The sequence below is a fragment of the Glutamicibacter sp. NPDC087673 genome (assembly GCF_044743255.1).
GTDB lineage: Bacteria > Actinomycetota > Actinomycetes > Actinomycetales > Micrococcaceae > Glutamicibacter.
Map to the genome: position 1 here is coordinate 199,978 of NZ_JBIUWB010000004.1, position 23,755 is coordinate 223,732.

Sequence of the window (23,755 nt, forward strand, 5' to 3'; positions counted from 1 at the left end):
CCGCAAGGGCGCCAACCTAAAGGAGAACTATATGGACCTCAAGGTCGGAATCGTCGGCTTCGGACTGCGGGCTTCGCTGCACCGCTACCTGCAAAGGCCAGGGGAAGGCAGCGTGATCCGGATCGTCTGCGATACCAGCGAGCGCGGCCGCGAGGATGCCCGGGCAGCCTTGCCCGAGGCGGAGGTCACCGAGGATCTGCAGGTATTGCTGGATACCGGCCTCGACGCAGTTCTGGTCCTTACTCCGGATTTCACGCATCGCGACGTTGTGCTCCGCACGCTGGAGGCGGGCATCCCCACGTTTGTCGAAAAGCCCCTGGACATCACCCTTCAGCGCGCCGACGAGATTCTTGCCGCCGCCCAGCGCACCGGCACCAGATTATACGTCGGGCACAATATGCGCCATATGCCGGTGATCTGGCAGATGAAGCAGCTAATCGAACAAGGCGCCATCGGCGAGGTGAAGGCTGTGTGGTGCCGGCACTTCGTGGGCAACGGCGGAGATTACTATTTCAAGGACTGGCATGCCGAACGCCAATACAGCAACACCTTGCTATTGCAGAAGGGGGCACACGACATCGATGTCATCCACTGGCTGGCCGACGGCTACAGCACCCAGGTTTCTGGTGTCGGATCGCTGGCGGTCTACGGTCAGGTGGAAGATCGGAGGAATAATGCGGACTTGCGCATGCGGGATTGGTTCTCCTTGGAGAACTGGCCACCGTCCGCGCAACGCGGCCTGAATCCGAAGCTCGACGTGGAGGATCTGTCGATGGTCCAGATGAAGCTGGATAACGGTGTGCTGGCCTCCTATCAACAGTGCCATTTCACCCCCGACTACTGGCGCAACTACACGGTCATCGGCAGCGCCGGAAGATTAGAGAACTTCGGCGATGGCCCCGGGGACTTCATCCATGTGTGGAACACCCGCACCACGCATGGTTATGCCGAACCCGATCTGAAGGTGGAGATCGAGGGCGACGATGCGGGCCACGGCGGCGCCGATCCGAACCTGATCGCCGAATTCCTGCGTTTCGCCCGTGAGGGAGGAGCAACTGAAACTTCGCCTCTGGCTGCCAGGGCAGCCGTCGCGGTCGGTGATCTGGGTGCCCGTTCGTTGCGCTCATCGGGGCAGGCGCTGCAGATTCCAGGTCTGGAGGAACAGCTGATCAGCTACTTCGAAGCCGACCAGCAGGCGCAGCACGTCAAGTAGAACACCATCAGTTGGCCAGATTGCTTCCTATCGGTCGCCAGAACGGCGGCCGGTGGGTTTCGAATGGTGCTTCGTCCGGCTCAGGCGCCCAAGTGTTTGCCACCTGGCTGAAAGGTGAAGCTGGATCTGGTGAAGACTCCCGCAGCTGCGGTACAGCCGCACCTCGTCTCAAATACGCGTGCCTTAGGTGGATGCAATTGGCCAATGTATTCGAATATGCCTCGCTCTGTACTCTGGTTCCTCCGCGCTGCGTAAGGTAACTTGTTTTCCACGAACCACTTTTCGTTGGTGCAAAGGTCTTGAAGGAGAAACACATGCCCAAGAAAACCTCGCCGGAACCGGTTCGCGATCAGCGCGCAGATCACTTGCTCACGCCGGAGAATTGCGTGCTGGCGTTGATCGACTTCCAGCCCGAGCAGTATGGCACGGTCACTTCCACCACTCGCGAGCGGATCGATCTGAATGTCGTGGCGCTGTGCCGGCTGGCTACTGAGTACGGGATTCCGGTGGTGCTCTCGACCGTGGGCGTGGACATGGGAGTCAACCAAGGCACCGCGCAGGTGATCAAGGACGAGCTGCCCGGGGTCAAGGAAATCGACCGCAGCGGAGTCAACGCCTGGGAGGATGCCGAGTTCAGGGAGGCCATCGAAAGCAGCGGCCGGCGCAAGGTGGTCATGGCAGGGTTGTGGACCGAGGTCTGCCTCGCCTTTCCCACCCTGGATATGCTTTCCGAAGGCTACGAGGTCTATCCTGTAGCCGACGCGGTGGGCGGCATATCCCAGGCGGCGCACGACTTCGCTTTCGAGCGGATGATCGCCGCCGGCGCCCAGCCGGTCACGGCCATTTCCTTCGGAGGCGAGCTCATGCGCAACTGGGCCCGCGATGATTCGGACAAATTGCGCAAGATCATGCGCTGGTACTTCCCGCTGAAGCATGAACTGGATTCGGCGGGGAAGTAGGCCCCGCGGATTTGCCGAGGCGTCAATGCGATAATTCCAGCTGGCGGTTGCCTATTCTTGTGAATGTCCTCCGTTGAGTTTTCGAGAAAGCCGCACGATGTCCGCCAGCACGGGTCTTGATTTCTATCAGCACGGCCTGCGCCGCATGCGCGGACGCGATCCGCAGGAGCAGAACCGGACCGCCACCACCCTGGAACTGTTCTTCGACCTGACATTTGTCACCGCCTTCGGAGTTGCCGGCAGCGAGCTGGCCCACGGCATCGAGGTGGGGCGCTATGCGCCGGCCCTCATCTCCTTTGCCATCGCGTGCTTGTCGATCATCTGGGCCTGGGCCAATTACGCGTGGCTGGCCTCGGCCTTCGACAACGACGACTGGCTGTTCCGCAGCCTGACCTTGGTGCAGATGGCGGGCGTCATCGTGCTGGCGGTCGGCATCCCGATGATGTTCGCCTCCATCGATCAGGGTGCGGTGCTTGATGCCAATGTGATGGTCGCCGGCTACATCGTCATGCGCGTGGCGCTGATCGGGCAGTGGCTGCGGGTGGCCCGGCACGATCCGCAGCACCGGATGGCAGCGCGCGGCAATGCTATCGGGGTGGGCATTGCCCAGCTGGGCTGGACCTCATTCCTCTTCCTTCCGCTCTCGCTGGTTCCGGCGTTGTGCTGCCTGGCGGTCTTCTGGATCATCGATTTCAGCGCACCGCTGATTGCGGAGCGGGTGGCCCGTTCCCATGGCGAATCGGGTATTCCCTGGCACGCCCACCATCTGGCGGAACGCTATTCGCTCATGTCGATCATTGCCCTGGGCGAATGCATCGTGGGAACCTTGGCAGCTGCCCGGACGATCTCCCAAGGGGCGAACTGGAATTTCGAGAGCATCGTGGTGGTCGCCGCGGGCGTGCTGATTTCTTTCTCGCTGTGGTGGGCGTACTTCCAGCTGCCCTCCGGACCGGTGCTCCATTTGCGGCGGGACAAGGCCGCGGCGTGGATCTTCGGGCATATTGCGCTTTTCACGTCCATTGCCGCGATCGGCGCCGGGCTGCATACCATCGGCTACGCCTATGATCCCGAAGCCGCTACTGACCCCGTGGTGGTCATCGTGGCTCTGGCGATTCCGGTTTTCGCCTTCATGGTCATCATTACCCTGCTGCTGACCTGGTTGCTCGGTGCCCCGATGTTCACCTGGGCGCATTTGCCCACATTCCTGATGCCGCTGGCCGCGGCCGGGCTCAGCCAACTAGGCGTTCCGGTGTGGGCCTGCTTGCTGGTGCTGCTGTGCTCCCCGCTGACCGTGATCATCGTCTACGAGCTGGGGTATTGGCGCAAGCTGGCAGTATCCCTGGACAGGGTCCTGGTCCGGCCGGCGGGGTAGCGGTACTCGATCAGCCCAGCCGTCAATTATGCTCCGGAAGCCATGCCGGGCAGTGCGTCCATGCTGCTGAACACATGGGTTGCTCCGGCCGCGCGCAGCAGCTCGGGCGAAGTGCTCGTGGGGCCGCCGTTGGAATAGCCGTACACCGTCGCGCCGGCCGCGATCCCGGCAGCCACCCCGGTGGCAGTGTCCTCGATAACCAGTGCGCCAGCTGGGTCAATGCCCAGTGACGCGGCTGCGGCCAGGTAGACATCCGGTGCCGGTTTGCTGCGTGGGCATTCCATGCCGCTGAAGACCCGGTCTCCGAAGTACTCGGTGAACCCGGCCAGGGCCAGCTGCATTTCGACCTTGGCCCGGTCTGCGCCGGTGGCGCAGGCAATGTTCTGGCCGTAGACCGAGGAAATCTGCTTGACTGCTTCCAGCGCTCCGGGGATCGGCTGCAGCTCCGAGCGCAGCGCTTCGTCGCGGCGTGCGCGGAACTGGCTAATCCACTGGTCGTCGATGCGGAATCCGGTCTGGTCGAGAATGGGTTGCCACTGGTCTTTCAACGCCTTGCCGATGAAGATCTCGATGCATTGCTCGGGGCTGATCTCCCAGCCCAGCTCTATGAGCATCTGGCGGAGCACGGAATTGGTGATGGACTCGGAATCCACCAGGACGCCATCGCAATCGAAAAGCACGGCGGAAAATTTCGGATGCAGCAAGGACGGTCCCTTCCAAGGATTCAGCAATTGGCTACGCGGCAGAGAACTCGTGGAGAATGCGGGCCAGCGGCGCCAGCTCAGGCTGCTCTTTTGCCTGCTTCAACACGCGTTCCAGCGTGGCATCGTGAATGGGCTTGGCCTTCTGGTACAGCTCGTGGCCAGTGGCAGTGAGCTCGGTGTAAATGCCGCGGCGGTCATCGGCGCACAGCACCCGCGAGAGCAGATTGCGGTCTTCGAGCCTGGTAACCAGTCGCGTCGTTGCGCTGGGGCTCAGGGCCGTGGCGCGGGCCAGCTGCGCCATGCGCATATGCCAGCCATCCTGACGATTCAGGGCATCCAGAAGTGTGTACTCGACCACAGAGAGCCCCACTTGCGCCGTCAGGTCCTTTTCAAGTGCAGTATCGATTAATCCGTGCAACGACGCCAAAGTGCGCCACCCTCTTGCCCGAATTTCGACAGCATTATCTGCGATTCCCATCGGTTCCTCCAAAAGTACTTGCTTGCGCTGGTTAGTTGCGTGTGCAACGATAGTGTTCATCGCGCAATAACAAGCGTGTGCAACTAATTTATCTAGTCTATCAGGAGTAACGCTATGCTGCTCGGTCTTATTGCGTTGGCCATCGGTGCCTTCGGCATCGGGCTTACCGAATTTGTCATCATGGGCTTGTTGCCGGATGTGGCGGCCGACTTCGGCGTCAGCGAGGCCGCAGCTGGCTGGCTCATTTCCGGATACGCATTGAGCGTGGTGGTCGGCGCCCTCGGCCTGACCGCAGCCACCGTCCGCTGGCCGCGCAAGCCGGTGCTCGTCGGTTTGCTGGTGCTTTTCATCATCGGCAACTCGCTTACCGCGATGGCAGCAACGTACGAAGTGGCCATGATCGGCCGCGTCATTGCTGCCCTGTGCCACGGTGCCTTCTTCGGCATCGGCGCGGTCGTGGCAGCCGACCTGGTCCCGGCCAACAAGAAGGCTGGCGCCATTGCCATCATGTTCACCGGGCTGACCGCGGCCAACGTACTGGGTGTTCCCTTCGGTACCCTGCTGGGGCAGCATTCCGGCTGGCGCTCGACTTTCTGGGCCATCTCCGGCATTGGCGTTATCGCCCTGATCGGCATCCTCGTGCTGGTGCCAGTCATCAAGCACGCAGCCGAAGGCATCTCCCTGCGCAAAGAACTCGGGGCCTTCACCTCGCTGCAGGTCTGGCTGTCCCTAGGTGTCACGGTCCTTGGCTACGGTGGCATGTTCGGCGCCTTCACCTACATCGCCTACACCCTGACCGAGGTCACCGGATTCAACGAGACCAGCGTTCCGTGGTTGCTGATGCTCTTCGGCGCCGGCCTGTTCGCAGGCAACTGGATCGGTGGCCGCATGGCTGATAAGAGCATCGACCGCACTCTGCTCATCTTCATCTCGGCACTGCTGGTGGTCCTTGTCCTCTTCGGATTCTTCGCGAGCAACCAGATCGCCACCGTTATCGCTTTGCTGCTGATGGGCGGCTTCGGCTTCGGAACCGTTCCCGGTCTGCAAAGCCGCATCATGCAGTACGCCGGCAATGCACCGACCCTGGCATCTGGTGCCAATATCGGTGCGTTCAATGTCGGCAACGCGCTGGGCGCATGGGTCGGCGGTCTGGGCATTGCGGCAGGTTTGGGCTACACCTCGCCGATCTGGATCGGCGCACTGATCACCCTCGTCGCACTGATCGTCATTCTTCTGTCCATGGGCTTGGCCAAGAAGTCTTCGGCAGCATCACCCCAGCTGGTTACAGCTGGCTAATCCACAGTTTTGTTCAGTCCCCAACCAATTTCTAGGAGTTAGATATGACTATCCCCATTCCAACCATCACGCTGAACAATGGCGTTGAAATGCCCCAGGTAGGTTTTGGAGTCTTCCAGGTTCCCAATGAAGAGACCACTGCTGCAGTGGGTTCAGCGCTCAAGGCCGGCTACCGCAGTATCGATACCGCCGCGATCTACGGCAATGAGGAAGGCGTGGGCGCAGCACTGGCCCAGTCCGGCCTTGCCCGCGAAGACCTGTTCATCACCTCCAAGATCTGGATTGCGGACATGGGTTACGAGCAGACGCTGGAAGCCTTTGATGCCAGTCTTGAGCGCTTGGGCCTGGACTACCTGGACCTGTACTTGATTCACTGGCCAGCCCCGGAAAAGAATCTCTACATTGAGACGTGGAAGGCGCTGGAGAGGCTGTATGCAGAGAAGAAGATCCGCGCCATCGGGGTTTCCAACTTTCAGCCTGAGCACCTGGAGCAGCTGGTCGCCGAAGGAACCATCGTTCCGGCCGTGAACCAGGTGGAACTCCACCCTGCCTTGCAGAACCACGAAGTCGTTGCAGCTAACGCGCAGCACGGCATCGTCACCGAAGCATGGAGCCCGCTGGCTCAGGGCGCAATGCTCACCGATGAAACCATCGTGGGCATCGCTCAGGCGCATGAGGTGTCCGCGGCTCAGGTCATCCTGCGCTGGCATCTGCAGCAGGGCCGGGTGATCATCCCGAAGTCTGTCACTGAATCACGCATCATCGCCAACTTGGACCTGTTCGGCTTCGAATTGACCAGCGACGAACTGGCAAGCATTGATGGCCTTGATCGCGATGGACGCACCGGCCCAAACCCGGACACCTTCAACGGCTGATTTGATGACAACAACCTAGATGCTGCCCGTGCCCTCAACCGGCCACGGGCAGCAACTCTGGCTCGGATGGTCCGGGGCGTTGCGAACGCCGCGTTCTAGGCATCATCCCCATGTGGATCGGAATGACCGTCTAGTCGGCATCGGCATGATCGGCCGGGTATGCCAGAACCTGGTTCGCCAAGTCGCCCCAGCCGATGGCCACCATCGAACGCATTAGCGGCGACTACCTCATTGGCGAGGGCGATCACCAAATAAGGAGACCATCGACAGGGCCTGAGTAACAAAGTTGTTGCCTAGACCAATTTGCCCGGACTAGGCAACAACTGTAGCGGTCCTCCTATGGGACTCTGAACGTGTCATGTCCTACATGTCAGTCAGCCGCTGCGTGACTACTGCCTGAAGTAGGGGTCATTGGCAGAAGACGATCCTGCCTCTGTTGGTATCCAGCCGTGGAGTCGAGTCATGCCGATCCTGCCTTCATAGGTGTATTCGACCCAGATCACGGCGTAGCGGCCGTGGCGATTCGCTTCTGTCCACGCGAGGACGTCAACAATGCTTTCTGCGTCTTCAATTCGGTTCTCGTAGCAGACACGGTCCTCGTCCCAGAAGTCCACCCGATACACGGGATTCGGGTTTTCCTGACTGACGTATCGAGGATCAACGAGAGTTGCCCTGATCTTTTCTGCACTCATGCTCACAATCTATCGCGCTCGAGCGTAATCAAGCGGGCGTTCTAGAGCCGTCCCAAAAAGGGAATCTCCTGCGGGACACTCGCCACAATGTATATGGGCTGTCCTGCATTGGTCAGTCTCAATATCGCCGGAGCGTCCACCCCGATGGCAGCATGCCAGTGATCTTTCCCCGTTCAGAATCAACCTCGGCTGACCAGCCTTGCGCTGCCTGTTCCTCATCGAAAGCGCCCCGTGCAATGCGCAGACCAACGTCTGGGTGGCTCATCCCAGGCGCACCACCGCGGCGCGTCGAAGCCCGCACGCTCCACGACTTATCAGCAAAACCGCCCCCGCGGAAGACTCGGTAATCGTCGTAGCGGGCCGGATCGAGTAGATCCCAGCACCATTCCCATACGTTTCCAAGGGTGTCGTGGAGTCCGAAGGCATTGGGTAGTTTTTGACCAACTTCCTTCGGGTTCTCTAGCTTGTCATCCGCTGTCCACCCAATGGCATCGAGGGAGCCATAATGTGGCCCCACGGTGCCAGCGCGGCACGCGTATTCCCATTCGGCTTCGGTAGGCAGGCGGTACCCGGAGGCGTCGGTCTGCCAACTTACCTCGCCTGCCTCGAAGATGTATGCAGGGGCAAGCCCCTCATTCATTGACGCTGCATTGCAAAACTTGATGGCTTCCAACCAATTGATATCTACCAGAGGTGCTTGGGAACCTGTTTCGCTAGTACCCATCAGTTGCCCGTACTGCGCCGTGGTGACGGAGATAGCCCCAATTTCGAAAGGTTCTAGATCGACGGTCCAGCGGCGTTTCCGTCGAGCGTCGTGCAATTCTACTTGTCCGGCCGTTAACGGACGGAGGTCAAAGGTAGGCATTCCATAATGTTCCCATACTGTCCCATAAGCCGAATCTTCACCGGGACAGGAACCGTGGGAAGGCCGAGACATCCCTTTGCAACGGGGTGGAGGGACACGGCTTTGGGTCATGAGACTGCGGGGTTGGCGTTCTCCCATGTCCGCAGGCTCGGCCATGCGATGAGAGCGCAGAGGGCGAACACGAGTGCCCCCGCCAGGAACGGGGTTGCAAGACCACTGGCCGTCGCAAACAGGCCCCCAAGCGCAGCTCCGATGGTGAGGCCGGCGAGGCCGAACAATTTGGAGACGGCATTGACCCGTCCACGCAGCTCGTCCGGGACCAGTCGCTGGCGCAGGGAACTGAGACAAATGCTGAAAAGCACGGCATGCAAGATATATGCGGCCAAGAACAATGCCACCACCCAGGGAACATCGGTCACGTAGATAGCAAACAAGCTGAGCGATCCAAGGACCAAGCTGCCCGCGGTGGTCGCGGCGTAGCCAATCTTGCGCCGCAGCGGCGCGGCCACGGCTGACCCGATGAGTCCGCCGAGGGCCGAGACCGAAAGCAAAATCCCATAGCCGGGCGCCCCCAAGCCCAAGACGTCCTCGGCAAAAATGACGAGGATCGAAAACGGCATCATGTACGCGACACTGGCCAGCCCGCTGATGATCGCCAGTGAGCGCAACAGCCGGTGACGTACCAACCAGGCGGCACCCTCGACCACCTCGCGGCGCAAAGAAGGAGGTTTGGCGTTGAGCCGCTTGGGACGGAAATTGCCGACCATCCCCAGGAAGAACAGGGCTGCTGCCGCGTAGGCCCCGCCCGTGATGGCGATAGGCAAGGAGATGACGGCGGCAAACAGCAGTCCGCCGAGCGGTGGACCGATGAATTCATCCGCGACAAGTTGGGTCGCTGTGATCTGGCTGTTGGCCTTGTCCAGGTTCTTGGTGTGCACGAGGGACGGCAGGATGGATAGTGCCGAGTTGTCTGCCGCCGTTTCCAGGAGCCCTATCAAAGTAAAGACCACATAGAGGGCGACGATTGACCCGGTGCCGGTGGCGACCAACACTGCCAGTGCGATCAACAGGATGCTTCTGCTCAGATTGGCGACCCACAGAATGGTTTTGCGGTCCAGCCGGTCAACGAAAGCTCCGATCGGCAGAACGACCAGGAACTTGGCGGCGGAATAGACCATCGACAGGCCCGCGATCAGCAAGGGGTTGGATGTTAGGGCCGTAGCCAGAAGTGGAATGGCTACGAAACTCATGCCGTCGCCGAAGTTGGAGGCCGCGTTCCCGGCCCACAGCTTCCTATACTCTCGTCCCAGCGACATGCTTTCAGAGCCTACCGGCAATTCCACGGCCTGTTGCAATCTGACAAGTGCCGTTCGGATTAAGTGCCTCGTCGGGAAGGCCGAGGACTCCGATCTTTGGGTTGTTCGTCTCGCAAGGGGTCTGCTTTGAACAGCGTTCCGTTAGGGGGTCCTCTACAGGAGCGCCCGTAAGCCGAACGTTCTACGGGACAGCAACACGGCACCAGACTGAACAGGCGGGAAATGAGGCGGGCTGTTGACTAGATCGATTCTAGGGCCACGGGACAACCAAGCTATTCTGGCCCAGAAGGTCCGGGGAATGGCTGCGTTCGCCAATGTCGGGAATGAGCGAGTCCCTTCAAGAGTTCATCACCCCAAGATCAGACATGGTCTAGGCAATCATAAATTGGATCCCGTCTCGGGTAACAACTCGCACCGACTGGACATGTATAGGTATGAGCACTTCAGAAATAAAGCAGAATCGGGAGGCGCGGTTCTCCAGATTGTATGAATTGGCCTACACCGATGTCCTGCGATTCATCCAACGACGGGCAGGTCCAGACCACGCGGAGGACATCGTCCACGAGGCCTTTCTTGCCGCCTGGCGGCGTTTGGACGAACTCCCTATTGAGCACGACGATGCCAGAGCCTGGCTGTTCGCAACCGCGCGGAACTGCCTGCTTAACAATCAACGTGGGCAGGCACGCCAAGGAGCGCTGGCGGTCCGGATCGCAGCCCGGACACCTACCTACACTGACGCCGAAGCCGAGCTGACCCATCAACGCATTGACCTGACCTCCGCCTGGCAACGGCTGCGCCCTGAATACCAAGAAGTCCTGGCCACGACGATTTGGGAAGATCTTTCTTCGTCACAGGCGGGCCAAGTACTAGGGATTTCATCGGCGGCCTACCGCATCCGGCTTCATCGTGCGCGCAAATCGTTGCGACACGAACTCGATGCCTCCCCCTTCCCGGCACCCCTCGCCGGATCCCTCATGACGGAGTGACTGACATGGATAAGAACAAATACCTGGAACTAGACGCATTTCGACCCCTCGATTCCGCTCCCCAAGTAGATCTGGACGAGGCCGGACAGATCAGGGCGAACGCGAGGCTGCAACAAATTCTCGCCAGCGATCCGGACAACGGAAATACCATGAGTGGTGCTATCGGTAAACGTCGACTCAGACCTGTACGCCGGATAGGGGCTCCCATTGCTCTGGCCGCGGTGGCTGCCATCACCGCAACGGTGGTGCTCCTACCGGGGACGGGAAGCAATGGTACGGCGTATGCGTCATGGAATGCTGTGCCAACTTCCATCAGCAGCACCGATAAGGCTGTAGCCGATGCGGCCTGCCGCGGCCACCTGGACCTATCCTCCCCGCAATTGGATCTGGCCGAACGACGGGGTGAATGGGTGGTCTTGCTTTACACCGCTTCCGAACACATGGCAGGTATGTGTCTAGCCCACTTGCCTGCCGGAGCACAAAAGGCTGACAACATTGATTTCAGCAGGGGAGGAGGCGATCAAGGGTTCCTCCCGGTTGCGGGGGAATTCACTCAGGGAAACATTGCCGAATTTCGTGGTGGCAATATATTCGGGTTCGGTGATCGCCCCGAAATTGCCCTCACCCACGGAAACGTAGGTGAGGATGTAACAGCTGTAACGATCACGACCCCGGACGGCCAATTGGTCGAAGCCACCGTTCAGGACGGCAGATACGCCGCGTGGTGGCCGGGAAAGGCCCTCGGCGACGAATTGGAGGGCAACGGTGGACCCGCTCCGGCGATTTCCTACACACTCACTCTTAAGGACCAGACGGTGGTCAAGGACGCAACCCCAAGGATGCCGTCCTAGAGTCACTGGTGACAGTGTGGGCGCGACGAGCAACCAGGCGCCATAATGGAAGCCTCGTCGCGCCCGTTACCTCTAGCAGTGCTTTGCTTTGGGCATCAGAAAGAGCGTCTCACCGCCGCGGGGACAGTCATTTTGTCCCGTTAGGAGTTTGTCCGGAATGGCATTTGAGAACGTCCTGTAAGGGGAACCTTCACCGGGACGCACGGCAGAGAGCTTTGCTCAGCGGCACACGATGAATCGTCAATGCGCTCACTAGCGTGGTAGCTAAGTGTTCAAACGAATGAATCACTCGCCGACAGGTCCGATCAACCCGGCACTGATGCCTTCTTGATGGACAGATAAATGCGCTGCTAGCCTTTGAAGCATGGTCGCATCTACCTGGCACGTCCCTGCCCCAACGAGGGGAGACGCGACCTGGACCCGGTTAGCCGAACTTGTCGCAACGAACGACATCGTTCTGCACGGTTCACGAACATCTGGCCTGTCGTGGATTGAGCCTCGTGCTCCCCTTGATTACAGCCTTGATGAATTCTCAAAAACGACTGCCGTCTATGCTACCGAGGATCCCACGTGGGCCATTGCCTATGCCATCCGCTCTTCGGCATGTAGGCGTTTTTTGAACGCCTGCTTCTATCCGGGAACAACAGCCGGGACATGGTCTGAGCGGCGCATCTTCCTTTCGTTTGCTTCTACCGAGGACGGCCAGATGCCTACCGATGCCGGCGTGGTCTACGTTCTTCCGCGCAGTGGCTTTACCAGAATGCCCAGCTACACCGACCCTGTCCTGGGGTTGATTACCGAGTGCCAGTTGGTCAGCACGGAAATGGTTCCTGTCTTGGCTGAGATTGCAGTGGAGCCCGAAAATTTGCCGATCACCCCACAGCTTCACAACTTCGAAGCCGTTTCCATGCGTGCCACCGAAAATCCTGAGGGATTCCCCTGGCTCGACTGACGAATTCCCCCGTTCTAAGATTCCGTATGCGGAACGTCAACTGGGACGGTGCAAGGTAGATGCAGAGCGCCGCTCAATTGCTGATGCGACTCGGTCTCGGGCTTTAGTCGAGTTTCCCAAAGCGGCCGGCAGCGTCGAGCTGAATCCGCTCTGGCTTCCTGGACATGATCAAGAACGCTATGCCAAAGAGAAATATAGCTATGGCAAGCCCAAGTAAAGCTGTGTCGCTTGATGTCGCAGGGCAGCCCGCAGAACTGTCATCAATCTCAGGACAGCTCCGCCATGGCTGCAAGAACATCACGAAACTACCTGCTGCTCCTGCGAGAGTCAGCAGGAGTCCTATTGTCAGGCAAACGGCCTTACTCGAAGCTTTCATACTTCATTCAAACACAGCAACGTTTACCTTCGTCATCGCACCCTATGGGGAACCTTCTTCGGGGCAGGAAGTCGAGTACCTGTTTGAAAAGAGCCTGATAATCGTCACTGGCCAGATCCAAACTGCTTGCCTCATCCAAAGTGAACCACCCGAAATCGTCATGTTCATCGGGTGCAGCGTTGATAATCTCGCCATCCCATTCAGAGACCCGCCAAATTTCTAGGAAGAGATTTTCTTCCTGACGAGTGGCAAGTAGATCTTCCGTGTTTGGCTCGACTATTTCTACGTTTAACTCTTCGCGAAGCTCACGCACAATTGCTTGTCGGCTGTTCTCGAACTCTTCAATGTGGCCTCCTGGAAGATCCCAGACATTGGGATATTTGGCCTTAGAAGGGGAGCGATGCACAAGAAAAACTCTCCCCGAGCGTACGAGCAATCCGCAGGACACATAGTGTTTCATAGGCTCTTCCATGAGATGAGTTTACTAATGTCGCTACGAATTGAATTACGAGGATGCGGCCGCTCTGTCAGGGATGAGCGAAATAAATTTGAGAGCTGGCCATGGTTGTCCCGTAAGCCGGTCATCATACGGGACATACGTTTTCTTGACTCGGCTAATTTTTGAAACTCCGAGTTTTCAAACATTTCAGATTCCCATATACCCCGCCTGAGAAAATGCCCGGTGAAGGGACCTTATGCGGGACATGGAAAATGAGCGAAAGGCGCCACAGCGTTTCTGGGGAAGAAAACATCTGTTGTTGCTCGATCGTGCGCTGGTGCTCGAGCGCTATTCGTGGGAAATGTTGATTCTTGTGGAACCCTCTTTAACGGAGACTAGCCCTCTGTTCGTTTGGCCTGAAGCTCCCGACCCGATGAAAACGCGAGGCAGGCTGTTGCCTGTTTCCACTCTTTGGAAGTTGCATTGCTGACGGTCGACTAACCGATACATGTCAACAGTCTGGGCTGTGAACGAAATAGATTGAAGAGGGTTCCGCTTGTTCGGCAATTCACTTCCAGAGGAGCCAGTCACTTGTCTTCGCAGGGCTCAGAATGTGAAGCGACGCAGCGAACTATCCGGCTTGCAGAACCCATCCTCTACGGTTGGCCGTCGGCACGGAGCCGGCGACCGGAAATTGATGCAAGGCATGCTGAGCGAGGACTTGGCTGTTCAGGGTGCAGCAGCTTGAGAGAGCGCGTCTTGTGAGATCAAGAGAGCTTGGTAGCCGCGAATTCGGAATGGTTGAAACCGTGTTGCCCGAGTTGCAGAATCAGTTGATGACCAGCCGTTTCACGGTGCTCCTGATCGCCTCGATGACATCATTGATGGTAATTCGATGCAAATGTTCGGCTCTCAATAAGAGGTCGATTTGTCTCCCTGAATTCAATCCCTTGATTGGTCGTAAAGTCACCGTTTCATCCAGAGTCTTTCGTGCTGTGAAACGTGGGAGGATTCCCAGGCAACCACTGGCTTCAACCAAGGCGCCGGCGGTGGCGTAGTCGTTGACCCGGTGCTCGATCCGCGGGGCTTTACCGGCCAGCGCGGCGATGGTTTCCAGGACGTCGGCCGGTGAGTACCCTGAGCGGGAAACGACCCAGGGCTCGTCGATCACCTGCTCGGGGGAGAGCTCCTCGAATTTGGCCAGGGGATGATCTCGGTGGATCGCCACGTCCAGCGGTTCGAAAGCCAGAGGTATAACGCTGATCCGGTCTTCGGGCCAAGGGGCCGTGTGCGGCATCCGGTGTGCCAACACCAAATCGTACGTCGAGGTCAGCGCCGGAAAATCCTGCTGCGAGACATCTTCGTCGGAAAAGCGTAGCGGGGGCAGTTGGCCTTCCGGGTAGGTTAGCAACGGGGCGAAAATGGTCTGCCCAATGGAATGGAATCCCGCGATGCGAATGGGGGTGTCCCGCTCTTGCTCCTGGGTGCGGATCCTCGCTGACACCTCGGCCAGGGTCGAAGCGACTGACGCTGCGGCGGAGGCCAGCAGTTTTCCCTCGGTTGTTAGGACCAGCCTGCGTCCGTCCTTCTGGGTCAGGGGCGCAGGGAAGTTGCGCTGCAGCTGCGCCAAATGCTGCGAGACCGCTGAGGGTGAGACAAAAAGGGCCCTCGCCACGGCGTTGACGCTGCCCAAATCCGCGAGTTCACGCAGAATCCTCAACTGATGTAATTCCATGAAGTAAATACTAAATCGTTGGATCAGTAAATAAGTGATCTTCTAAGGTGTTGTCCCGTGCTGTCGGGTGCGACACTTGAATCGACCCCATGTATGTGTTGCGCGCACCGAGGTGCCCAATCCAAAGGAACCCGCATGAAAGCACTGTACAAGTCCGGCCCGCACGCAGGGCTGGAACTCGTTGATCGCCCAGAACCAGAGACCGGTGCCCACGAGGTCAAGATCCGTGTCATGACCGCCGGAATCTGCGGCACCGACCTGCACATCGAAGCCTACGACGATGCAGCCAAGGCCATGATCAACACCCCGCTGGTTCCGGGCCACGAGTTCTACGGCGAGGTCGTGGAAATCGGCGACTTCGTGCACGGGGTTAAGGTCGGCGACCGCGTCTCGGGTGAAGGCCACGTAGTGTGCGGCCTGTGCCGCAACTGCCGCGCGGGCCGCAAGCAGATGTGCATCAACGTCGATTCGGTAGGCGTGCAGCGCGACGGCGCATTCGCCGAATACGTGGTGATCCCCGAAAGCAACGTCTACATCCACCGCGATGAGCGCATCACCCCGCTGCTCGGCGCCATCTTCGACCCATTCGGCAATGCCGTGCACACCGCACTGCAGTTCCCGATGGTGGGCGAGGACGTGCTGATCACCGGCGCCGGACCCATCGGCCTGATGGCCGCGGCAGTGGCCCGCCATGTAGGTGCCCGCAACATCGCCATCACCGATGTCTCCGAGCAGCGCCTGGAATTGGCCCAGTCCATGGGCATCGACCTGGCCGTGAATGTCGCGACCACCCGCATCCAGGAAGCGCAGCAGAAGCTGGGCATGGTCGAAGGCTTCGACTACGGCATGGAAATGTCCGGGCACAAGACCGCCCTGCCGGAAATGATCGAGAACATGAACCATGGCGGCAAGATCGCCATGCTCGGCCTGCCCAGCACCTCGATCGACATCAACTGGGGCAAGGTTGTCACCCACATGCTGACCCTGCGCGGCATCTACGGCCGCGAAATGTTCGAGACCTGGTACGCCATGAGCGCCATGCTCACCTCCTCGGAGGTGATGCGCGAGCGCATCGCTTCGGTGGTTACCGACTTCCTGCCGGCCACCGAATGGCAGCAGGGCTTCGAAGCTGCTCGCAGCGGGCACGGCGGCAAGGTCGTGCTCGACTGGACCGTTTTCTCAGGCTAAGAATTTCCCGCATCAACAAGGAGCATTTGCAATGTACACGGATCTCAAAGACCAGCTTGCCGCCGAATTGGACGAGCTGAAGTCCTCCGGCCTGTTCAAGGCAGAACGCCACATCGACTCGGCCCAGTCCGCCTCCATCATGGCCGGCTCGCTGGGCGACGATGCGCGGAAGGTGCTGAATTTCTGCGCCAACAACTACCTGGGCCTGGCCGATAACCAGCAGATCATCGACGCGGCCAAGACCGCCATGGATGAGCGCGGCTTCGGCATGGCCTCGGTCCGCTTCATCTGCGGCACCCAGGACCTGCACCTGGAACTGGAAGCCAAGCTCTCTAAATTCCTGGGCACCGAGGACACCATCTTGTTCTCCAGCTGCTTCGATGCCAACGGCGGCGTGTTCGAATCGCTGTTCGGCAAGGAAGACGCCATCATCTCCGATGCGCTGAACCACGCCTCGATCATCGATGGCATCCGCTTGTCCAAGGCCGCGCGCTTCCGCTACGCCAACCAGGACATGGCCGACCTGGAAACCCAGCTGCAGGCTGCCGCGCAGCTCAACGGCGGGGCGGGCGCCCGCCGCACCATCATCGTCACCGATGGCGTCTTTTCCATGGACGGATACCTGGCTCCCTTGGAGGCCATCTGCGATCTGGCTGACAAGTACAACGCGCTGGTCATGGTCGATGACTCCCACGCCGTGGGCTTCATGGGCGCCACCGGGGCCGGCACCCCGGAGCATGCAGGAGTCTCAGACCGCGTGGACATCTACACCGGCACCTTCGGCAAGGCATTGGGCGGCGCCTCGGGCGGCTACGTGTCCGGCCGCGGCGAGATTGTCGCGATGCTGCGCCAGAAGGCCCGCCCGTACCTGTTCTCCAACTCGCTGGCTCCATCGATTGTCGCTGCCACGTTGAAGGCGCTGGACCTGGTGGTGGACTCCGGGGACCTGCGCGAGAAGCTCTTCGAGAACGCTGCGCACTTCCGCCGCCGCATGACCGAAGAGGGCTTCGAATTACTCGACGGCGAGCACGCCATCATTCCGGTGATGTTCGGAGACGCGGTCAAGGCCGCAGAGGTCGCAGGCAAGATGCTGGAGCAGGGCGTCTTCGTGACGGCCTTCAGCTTCCCGGTAGTGCCCAAGGGGGCCGCGCGCATCCGCGTCCAGCTTTCTGCCGCGCATTCGGCTGAGGATATCGAGGCCTGCGTGCAGGCATTCGTCGCCAGCCGCTGACCCAGGGGGGATTGCCCGCCGCCGTGTTTCAATAGGGATGACGAGTTGGAATAACCAAAGGCGGTGGGCTCATGGCTACCAGGAACGACGTGGCGCGCTTGGCCGGCGTATCTCCTAGTACCGTGTCCTACGTGATCAGCGGCCGGCGCACCATTTCCGAGGCGACCAAGGCCAGGGTCCTGGCGGCCATGCGGGAGTTGAACTACACCCCGGATGCCTTTGCCCAGGGCCTGGCCGGATCGCGCCGGGGCATCCTTGCCCTGCACTTTCCCACCAGCCTGGACGGCTATTCTTCCACCGAGTTCGAGTACGTCACCGCCGCCATGGAGCGTGCCCGCGCGCTGGGCTACCACATGCTGTTGTGGTCCAACCCGATGACCGATGCCATGGGATTGGAAAGCCTGGTCGGACAGAAGCTGGTGGCCGGGGTGCTCTTGATGGAAGTGTCGATCAATGACCCGCGCTTTGATGTCCTGCGGCGCGCGGGCATTGCCTTTGCCTCCATTGGCCGTCCCGATGACAGCGCGGACCTGTCCTATGTCGATAATGACTTTGCCCAGGCCGGGCGCATCGCGGTGGACTATTTGGCGAGCCTCGGCCACCAATCCATCATGTACATCAACGTATCGGTGGAAGACCAGGAAGCCGGCAACGGCCCGGCCATCCGCACGGCCCGGGCCATCTGCGATGCCGTGCGCGATCGGGGCATGGTGATGCAGGAAGTGCCGGTGGAAAACAACGCCCGCGGCGGCCGCGCGGCGCTGAATGCCTACCTGGAACTGCACCCGCGACCCACTGCGGTGCTGGCGCTCAAGGAGTTCGCCACCGCGGGATTTGTCAACGCCGCTGGCATGGCTGCGTTGCGGATCCCCGATGACCTCTCGGTGATCGCACTGGGGGTCGGGGACCGTTCGGCCGAGATGGTTGCCCCGGCGCTGACCACGGTGGCCCCGCCGGGGGAGGCCATTTCCCATGCCGCGGTGGACGCCCTGGTGCAGCAGATCGAGGGGCGCTCCCAAGCGCCGGTGCAGCAACAGGTCGCGCCGCTGATGGTGGTCCGGGACAGCTCGGGCCCGGCACCGCAATGACCTGCCCGCGCCAATTTCTCCACGGTGTTCTCCCATAACTGTTGACGCGCGTCGATGACCTGCGTCACTATTGAGGGGATCACTCGTGCCAGGCCGCCTCATCCGGCAGGGCATTACCCAACGTGGAGGGCATCATGACTAAAGCAAAACGCGGGCTGAAGTTCGCGCCGGTTATCTCGGTGGCAGCAATCGGCCTGCTCCTGGCCGGTTGCTCGGGCGGAGCAGACCCCAATGACCCCAACGCCTCCGGCGGCGGCGAAGCGCAAGTGGGCCAAGCCGACGGAGTCGTCGACATCTACGGCCCGGTCACCGGCATTGAAGCGGAACTGCTGGAAGAATCCTGGGCCAAGTGGTCCGAGGAGAACGGCATCAAGATCCGCTACACCGGCGACAAGAACTTCGAATCCCAAATCGGAATCAAGGTCCAAGGCGGCGACACCCCGGACCTGGCCGTCTTCCCGCAACCGGGCTTGCTGCAGGCCACCGTGGCCCAGGGCAAGGTGCAGCAACTTCCCGAGGCAGTGCAGTCCCAGCTGCAGAGCAACTGGTCCGAAGACTGGCAGAACTACGGCAAGGTCGATGGGGTGCAGTACGGGGTGCCGCTGATGGCCAGCGTGAAAGGCTACATCTGGTACTCGCCCAAGCAGTTCGAGCAGTGGGGCTTGAGCGTCCCGGAAACCTGGGATGAAATGACCACCCTGGGCACCGAAATCTCGAAGCAGACCAATGAACCGGCCTGGTGTGCCGGATTCGCTTCGGGCGAGGCATCGGGATGGCCGGGCACCGACTGGATTGAAGACGCGGTCCTGCGCCAGTCCGGAACCGAAGCCTACGACAAGTGGGTTTCGGGAGATCTGGAATTCACTTCGCCAGAAATCACCAGCGCCTTCGATTCCGTTGGAAAGATCCTGCTGGACCCAGAGCAAGTCAACGCCGGATATGGCGACGTGAAGTCGATCAACGCCACCGCCTTCGGCGATGTTGGCACGGCCGTGGCCAAGGGAACCTGCCCGCTGACCCACCAGGCATCCTTCCTGGAAGGATACGTCCTGGATTCCAAGAACGCCGATGGCGAGAAGGCTACCGTGGCGCCTGACGGGGATGTCTGGGCTTTCGTTGCCCCGCCAGCCAAAGCCGATGACCCCGTATCTGTTGTAGGCGGCGGTGAATTCGTTGCCGCCTTCTCCAATGATGAGGATACCGCCAAGGTCCAGGAATACCTGGCCAGCGCGGATTGGGCCAATAGCCGCGTTGGACTCGGCGGCGTGATCTCGGCGAACTCCGGGCTTGATCCGAAGAACGCCAGCAGCGATCTGCTGCGCTCCGCTGTTGAATTGCTGCAGGATCCGAACACCACCTTCCGCTTCGACGGGTCTGATCTGATGCCCAAGAGCGTCGGCTCCGACTCCTTCTGGAAGGGCCTGGTGGACTGGGTCGATGGCAAGCCGACCAAGGAAGTGCTTGAAAATATCCAGTCCGGCTATGACTCCTAGTCGCCATCTGGTCCATCGCCAACGGCCGGGAGTCCCGGCCGTTGGCGGGATTGTAGGAGCCTGAGCGCATGTCTGAATTCTTCCAGTGGCTGGCTGGCGTTCCGCCGCTAGTCCAAGTGCCGATCGTCCTGGTTGCCTTCGCGGTCTTGATCGCAGCGATCCTCGCCTTTGTCGAGATAGCGACCAAGGGCGGACGGGTTTTCGCCGTCGTGCGCTTTGCCGCCGCGGTCTTGGTCCCGGTGGCGATCCTGCTGGTCCTGGGCCTGTACAACTCCGTGATGTGGGTGGCCGCGCTGGCCGCGGTGCTCGGCGCGGTGCTGTTTATCCTGGACCGGCGCTCGCGATCCGGCGCCGGCGCGCTGCTGCAGCTGTCCGGTTTCCTGGCTCCGGCCATGCTGCTGCTCGCAATCGGCTTGATCTACCCCACGGTCCGCACCGCGCTCAGCGCCTTCATGGCCAACGACGGATCCGGCTTCGTCGGCCTGGGGAATTTCCGCTGGGTCTTCACCAGCCCCGATGGCCTAACCGCCCTGCTCAATACCCTGGTGTGGGTTCTGGTGGCGCCCGTGGTCTCCACTATCATCGGATTGGCCTACGCGGTATTCATCGACAAGAGCCGTGGCGAGAAGTTCTTCAAGCTGCTGGTGTTCATGCCCATGGCGATTTCCTTCGTTGGCGCATCGATCATCTTCAAGTTCTTCTACGACATCCGCCAGGGCGAGCAAATAGGCGTGCTCAACGCGATCATCACGGCATTCGGGGCCACGCCGGTCGACTGGCTCGGGCTCGAACCGTGGAACACGTTGTTCCTGGTGGTCATCCTGATCTGGACACAGGCGGGATTCGCCATGGTCATCCTGTCCGCGGCCATCAAGGGCGTGCCCGCAGAGCAAATCGAAGCAGCCTCCCTGGACGGGGCCAGCCCATGGCAGCGCTTCGCCAATGTCACGCTGCCGGGGATCCGTTCCACAGTCATCGTCGTATTGACCACCATTTCCATCGCCTCGCTCAAGGTCTTCGACATCGTCTCTTCGATGACCGGCGGACGCTCGGATACAACGGTGCTGGCATTCGAAATGGTGCGCCAGTTCCAGCTCGGGGCACGCACCGGCTACAGCTCGGCCCTGGCCGTCATCCTGTTCATCCTGGTACTGCCGATCATCATCTACAACGTCCGCCAGCATAAGAAGCAAAGGGGAATCCGATGAGCACCGTCAGCGAATCCTCTCGACGCCTCTTGGCGGCTACCGAGAAAACCAGTGGGAAACTGCGCAAAGCCACCACCTCCCGCGCAGCCACCATTGCGGCGTTCATCATTGCCGCGGTGTGGAGCATCCCCACCTTCGGCCTGTTTGTCTCCTCCTTCAGGCAGGCTGATGACATCAAGACCTCGGGCTGGTGGACGGCCCTGTCCAACCCTTCATTCACGCTCGATAACTATGCGCAGGCCTTTGCCTCCGGCGACAGCCTTCCGCTCTCCAAGGCGTTCCTGAATTCGCTGGTCATCACCATTCCGGCGGCGATCGTGCCGATCCTTGTCGCCAGCTTGGCTGCCTACGCTTTCGCGTGGATCAACTTCAAGGGGCGCAATACGCTCTTCGTTCTCATTTTCGCCCTGCAGATCGTTCCGATCCAGATGGCGCTGGTTCCGCTGCTCCAGCTGTTCTCGGACGGAGTGAAGATCGGTGGGCTGTATATCCTGCCGGGCTTGGGAGTCAACGGGTTGGATGGCGCCTACGCCAAGGTCTGGATTGCCCACACGATCTTCGCCTTGCCGTTGGCGATCTTCATGCTGCACAACTTCATTTCGGAGATCCCCGATGAGGTCATCGAGGCTGCTCGTGTTGACGGAGCCGGGCACGGGAAGATCTTCTCGAAGATCGTCCTGCCCCTGTCGATGCCGGCTATTGCGTCCTTCGGAATCTTCCAGTTCCTCTGGGTGTGGAATGACCTCTTGGTGGCGACGGTCTTCACCTCGGGTGGAGGCTTGCCGATCACGAAAGCGCTCCAAGACCTCTCGGGTACCTACGGGCAATCCTGGGAGCTGCTCACCGCAGGCGCTTTCATCTCGATGATCATTCCGCTGGCGGTCTTCTTCGCCCTGCAACGGTTCTTCGTGCGGGGATTGCTGGCAGGTGCCACCAAGGGGTAACCCTGGCCTGAAGTGGGAACAAAAGGGTGCCAGTCTGAAATCCCAGACGGGCACCCTGTTGTTCTGCCCCACAGGCAACAAGCCATGGGTAGGCTCTTGGCTAAAGGATTGGAAATACCACGAAGGCGGAGCGCTCATGGCAACCTTGTTGCTTACCAACATTGGACAGCTGACTACGGTTGACGCGAAGGGCCGCGTGCTGGAAGACGCGGCGGTGCTGATCGAGGACGGACTGGTTGCATGGATCGGCAACATGGCGCATGCACCTGCTGCAGGACACGAGATCGATTTGGGCGGCCGTGCGGTGCTGCCCGGTTGGGTTGATTCCCACAGCCACTTGATTTTCGGCGGCGACCGCGCCGAGGAGTTCGTAGCCCGCATGGCAGGCCAGTCCTATGCCGCTGGAGGCATCGCGGTCACCACATCGGCCACCGGGCAGCTCTCGGACAAGGCGCTGGCCGACCTCGTGGCTGATCGCCGCCGTGAAGCTCTTGCGATGGGCACCACCTGGATGGAAACCAAGACCGGCTACGGACTGGCACTGGAAGAAGAGACCCGGCATTCGGTGCTGGGCAAGCCGCTGGTCGATTCCCTGACTTTCCTGGGCGCACACCTGGTCCCGGCAGGATGGGATGCCGATGACTACACCGATTTGGTCACCGGACCGATGCTGGATGCCGTGGCGGCCTACGTCGACTTCGTGGATGTCTTCTGCGAACGCGGCGCATTCACCGAAGAACAGTCGCGCCGGGTCCTGGACGCCGCAAGGAACAAGGGACTGGCAACCAAGGTCCACGGAAACCAGCTGGGTCCAGGGCCGGGCGTGAAGCTGGCCGTAGAGTTCGGCAGCCACTCGGTAGACCACGTGAATTACCTGGACGAACAGGACCTCCAGGCGCTCGCCGGAAGCTGGGCTGGCTGGGACACGGCAACAAGAACAGGGACTGCGGGCACCGTCGCCACCTGCTTGCCCGCCTGCGACCTGTCGACACGGCAACCGTTGGCACCGGGCCGTGCACTGCTCGATGCAGGCGTGCGAATCGCACTGGCAAGCAACTGCAATCCGGGTACCAGCTACACGAGCAACATGAACTTCTGCGTGGCTACTGCTGTGCTCCAAATGGACCTGACCCTGGCTGAAGCCATCGAGGCGGCAACCTACGGCGGGGCGCTCGCGCTGGGGGTTGCCGACCAAGTGGGATCCATTGAGATCGGCAAGCGCGCGGATCTGCATGTTCTTGACGCTCCAGTTGCTGCGCATCTGGCGTACCGTCCCGGGATGAACCTGACCCACAGCGTGTATCGGGCCGGCAAAGCGATCTAGATCTTTGCAGGAGCCCATCCAAAATTTGTCTGGATCGCGCGCCCAGGGAAGGGGGATAGGGGCGGCAGGGATCCGGCCGCAAGGATTCTTCGGCCCCGGGCCGTGCTGCGGATTGAAGCAGTCCAAGCCGTAAGCAAAACTAGGACTCTGCATTCTGTCCGCCCGGTAGA

At 60.3% G+C, this 23,755-nt stretch carries 22 protein-coding genes; 15 read left to right on the forward strand and 7 right to left on the reverse strand.

What is annotated here, in order from left to right; all coding sequences use genetic code 11:
* The first annotated feature begins 31 nt into the window (after positions 1-31).
* The 3 genes from ACIOTL_RS11090 (at position 32) to ACIOTL_RS11100 (ending at position 3,544) form a co-directional block, all read left to right on the forward strand.
* The gene (locus ACIOTL_RS11090; RefSeq protein ID WP_400342653.1) at positions 32-1,213 is read left to right on the forward strand and encodes a Gfo/Idh/MocA family protein; all 1,182 of its coding nucleotides are present in this window, start codon (positions 32-34) and stop codon (positions 1,211-1,213) included.
* 314 nt (positions 1,214-1,527) lie between these two features.
* Positions 1,528-2,172: an isochorismatase family protein gene (locus tag ACIOTL_RS11095; protein WP_332727898.1), complete on the forward strand. Its 645-nt coding sequence runs from the start codon at positions 1,528-1,530 to the stop codon at positions 2,170-2,172.
* Between the two features lie 97 nt (positions 2,173-2,269).
* On the forward strand, positions 2,270-3,544 hold the full coding sequence (locus ACIOTL_RS11100; protein ID WP_400342655.1) for a low temperature requirement protein A: 1,275 nt from the start codon (positions 2,270-2,272) through the stop codon (positions 3,542-3,544).
* Between the two features lie 26 nt (positions 3,545-3,570).
* Here the strand turns inward: ACIOTL_RS11100 and ACIOTL_RS11105 are convergent, their stop codons facing one another.
* Together ACIOTL_RS11105 and ACIOTL_RS11110 are read right to left on the reverse strand one after the other, a co-directional pair.
* Complete coding sequence (locus ACIOTL_RS11105) at positions 3,571-4,224, reverse strand: HAD family phosphatase (RefSeq protein ID WP_332487757.1); 654 nt, start codon at positions 4,222-4,224, stop codon at positions 3,571-3,573.
* Between the two features lie 55 nt (positions 4,225-4,279).
* Positions 4,280-4,726, reverse strand: coding sequence for a MarR family winged helix-turn-helix transcriptional regulator (locus tag ACIOTL_RS11110; protein ID WP_400342657.1), 447 nt, complete (start codon positions 4,724-4,726; stop codon positions 4,280-4,282).
* A 114-nt stretch (positions 4,727-4,840) separates the two neighbouring features.
* Between ACIOTL_RS11110 and ACIOTL_RS11115 the strand changes: the two genes are divergently transcribed.
* Both ACIOTL_RS11115 and ACIOTL_RS11120 read left to right on the forward strand, forming a co-directional pair.
* Positions 4,841-6,022, forward strand: a complete 1,182-nt coding sequence (locus ACIOTL_RS11115; RefSeq protein ID WP_400342659.1) for an MFS transporter — start codon at positions 4,841-4,843, stop codon at positions 6,020-6,022.
* Positions 6,023-6,066: 44 nt separating this feature from the next.
* The gene (locus ACIOTL_RS11120; RefSeq protein ID WP_400342661.1) at positions 6,067-6,897 is read left to right on the forward strand and encodes an aldo/keto reductase; all 831 of its coding nucleotides are present in this window, start codon (positions 6,067-6,069) and stop codon (positions 6,895-6,897) included.
* 389 nt (positions 6,898-7,286) lie between these two features.
* On the opposite strand, the gene ACIOTL_RS11125 is transcribed toward ACIOTL_RS11120, so the two are convergent.
* The 3 genes from ACIOTL_RS11125 to ACIOTL_RS11135 form a co-directional block, all read right to left on the reverse strand.
* Positions 7,287-7,589: a hypothetical protein gene (locus tag ACIOTL_RS11125; protein ID WP_400342663.1), complete on the reverse strand. Its 303-nt coding sequence runs from the start codon at positions 7,587-7,589 to the stop codon at positions 7,287-7,289.
* A gap of 118 nt (positions 7,590-7,707) precedes the next feature.
* Positions 7,708-8,454: a formylglycine-generating enzyme family protein gene (locus tag ACIOTL_RS11130; RefSeq protein ID WP_400342665.1), complete on the reverse strand. Its 747-nt coding sequence runs from the start codon at positions 8,452-8,454 to the stop codon at positions 7,708-7,710.
* A gap of 107 nt (positions 8,455-8,561) precedes the next feature.
* Positions 8,562-9,770 (reverse strand): MFS transporter, encoded by a 1,209-nt coding sequence (locus tag ACIOTL_RS11135; protein ID WP_400342666.1) that lies wholly within the window; start codon positions 9,768-9,770, stop codon positions 8,562-8,564.
* Between the two features lie 434 nt (positions 9,771-10,204).
* Here ACIOTL_RS11135 and ACIOTL_RS11140 point away from each other — a divergent pair, with 434 nt between their 5' ends.
* The 3 genes from ACIOTL_RS11140 (at position 10,205) to ACIOTL_RS11150 (ending at position 12,559) form a co-directional block, all read left to right on the forward strand.
* Complete coding sequence (locus ACIOTL_RS11140) at positions 10,205-10,756, forward strand: RNA polymerase sigma factor (RefSeq protein ID WP_400342668.1); 552 nt, start codon at positions 10,205-10,207, stop codon at positions 10,754-10,756.
* Positions 10,757-10,761: 5 nt separating this feature from the next.
* Positions 10,762-11,607 (forward strand): hypothetical protein, encoded by an 846-nt coding sequence (locus ACIOTL_RS11145; RefSeq protein WP_400342670.1) that lies wholly within the window; start codon positions 10,762-10,764, stop codon positions 11,605-11,607.
* A 364-nt stretch (positions 11,608-11,971) separates the two neighbouring features.
* Positions 11,972-12,559, forward strand: coding sequence for a hypothetical protein (locus ACIOTL_RS11150; protein WP_400342672.1), 588 nt, complete (start codon positions 11,972-11,974; stop codon positions 12,557-12,559).
* Positions 12,560-12,942: 383 nt separating this feature from the next.
* Here the strand turns inward: ACIOTL_RS11150 and ACIOTL_RS11155 are convergent, their stop codons facing one another.
* Positions 12,943-13,407 (reverse strand): NUDIX domain-containing protein, encoded by a 465-nt coding sequence (locus ACIOTL_RS11155; protein WP_400342673.1) that lies wholly within the window; start codon positions 13,405-13,407, stop codon positions 12,943-12,945.
* Between the two features lie 796 nt (positions 13,408-14,203).
* Entirely contained in the window at positions 14,204-15,109 is a 906-nt protein-coding gene (locus ACIOTL_RS11160) for a LysR family transcriptional regulator (protein WP_388024056.1), read from the reverse strand.
* Positions 15,110-15,244: 135 nt separating this feature from the next.
* Between ACIOTL_RS11160 and tdh the strand changes: the two genes are divergently transcribed.
* The 7 genes from tdh to hutI all read left to right on the forward strand — a co-directional run bounded on the left by tdh (position 15,245) and on the right by hutI (position 23,585).
* Positions 15,245-16,297, forward strand: coding sequence for an L-threonine 3-dehydrogenase (tdh, locus tag ACIOTL_RS11165; protein ID WP_400342675.1), 1,053 nt, complete (start codon positions 15,245-15,247; stop codon positions 16,295-16,297).
* Positions 16,298-16,328: 31 nt separating this feature from the next.
* Positions 16,329-17,528 carry a glycine C-acetyltransferase gene (locus tag ACIOTL_RS11170; RefSeq protein ID WP_332727803.1) on the forward strand — a complete coding sequence of 400 codons (1,200 nt, stop codon included), beginning with the start codon at positions 16,329-16,331 and terminating at the stop codon, positions 17,526-17,528.
* Positions 17,529-17,599: 71 nt separating this feature from the next.
* Positions 17,600-18,616 carry a LacI family DNA-binding transcriptional regulator gene (locus tag ACIOTL_RS11175; RefSeq protein ID WP_400342677.1) on the forward strand — a complete coding sequence of 339 codons (1,017 nt, stop codon included), beginning with the start codon at positions 17,600-17,602 and terminating at the stop codon, positions 18,614-18,616.
* A gap of 134 nt (positions 18,617-18,750) precedes the next feature.
* Positions 18,751-20,109 (forward strand): ABC transporter substrate-binding protein, encoded by a 1,359-nt coding sequence (locus ACIOTL_RS11180; protein ID WP_400342679.1) that lies wholly within the window; start codon positions 18,751-18,753, stop codon positions 20,107-20,109.
* A gap of 68 nt (positions 20,110-20,177) precedes the next feature.
* Positions 20,178-21,317, forward strand: a complete 1,140-nt coding sequence (locus ACIOTL_RS11185; protein ID WP_400342681.1) for a carbohydrate ABC transporter permease — start codon at positions 20,178-20,180, stop codon at positions 21,315-21,317.
* Entirely contained in the window at positions 21,314-22,261 is a 948-nt protein-coding gene (locus tag ACIOTL_RS11190; RefSeq protein ID WP_400342683.1) for a carbohydrate ABC transporter permease, read from the forward strand. Before ACIOTL_RS11185 ends, ACIOTL_RS11190 begins: the two co-directional genes overlap by 4 nt.
* A 136-nt stretch (positions 22,262-22,397) precedes the next feature.
* Entirely contained in the window at positions 22,398-23,585 is a 1,188-nt protein-coding gene (hutI, locus tag ACIOTL_RS11195; RefSeq protein ID WP_400342685.1) for an imidazolonepropionase, read from the forward strand.
* The last annotated feature ends 170 nt before the right edge of the window (positions 23,586-23,755 follow it).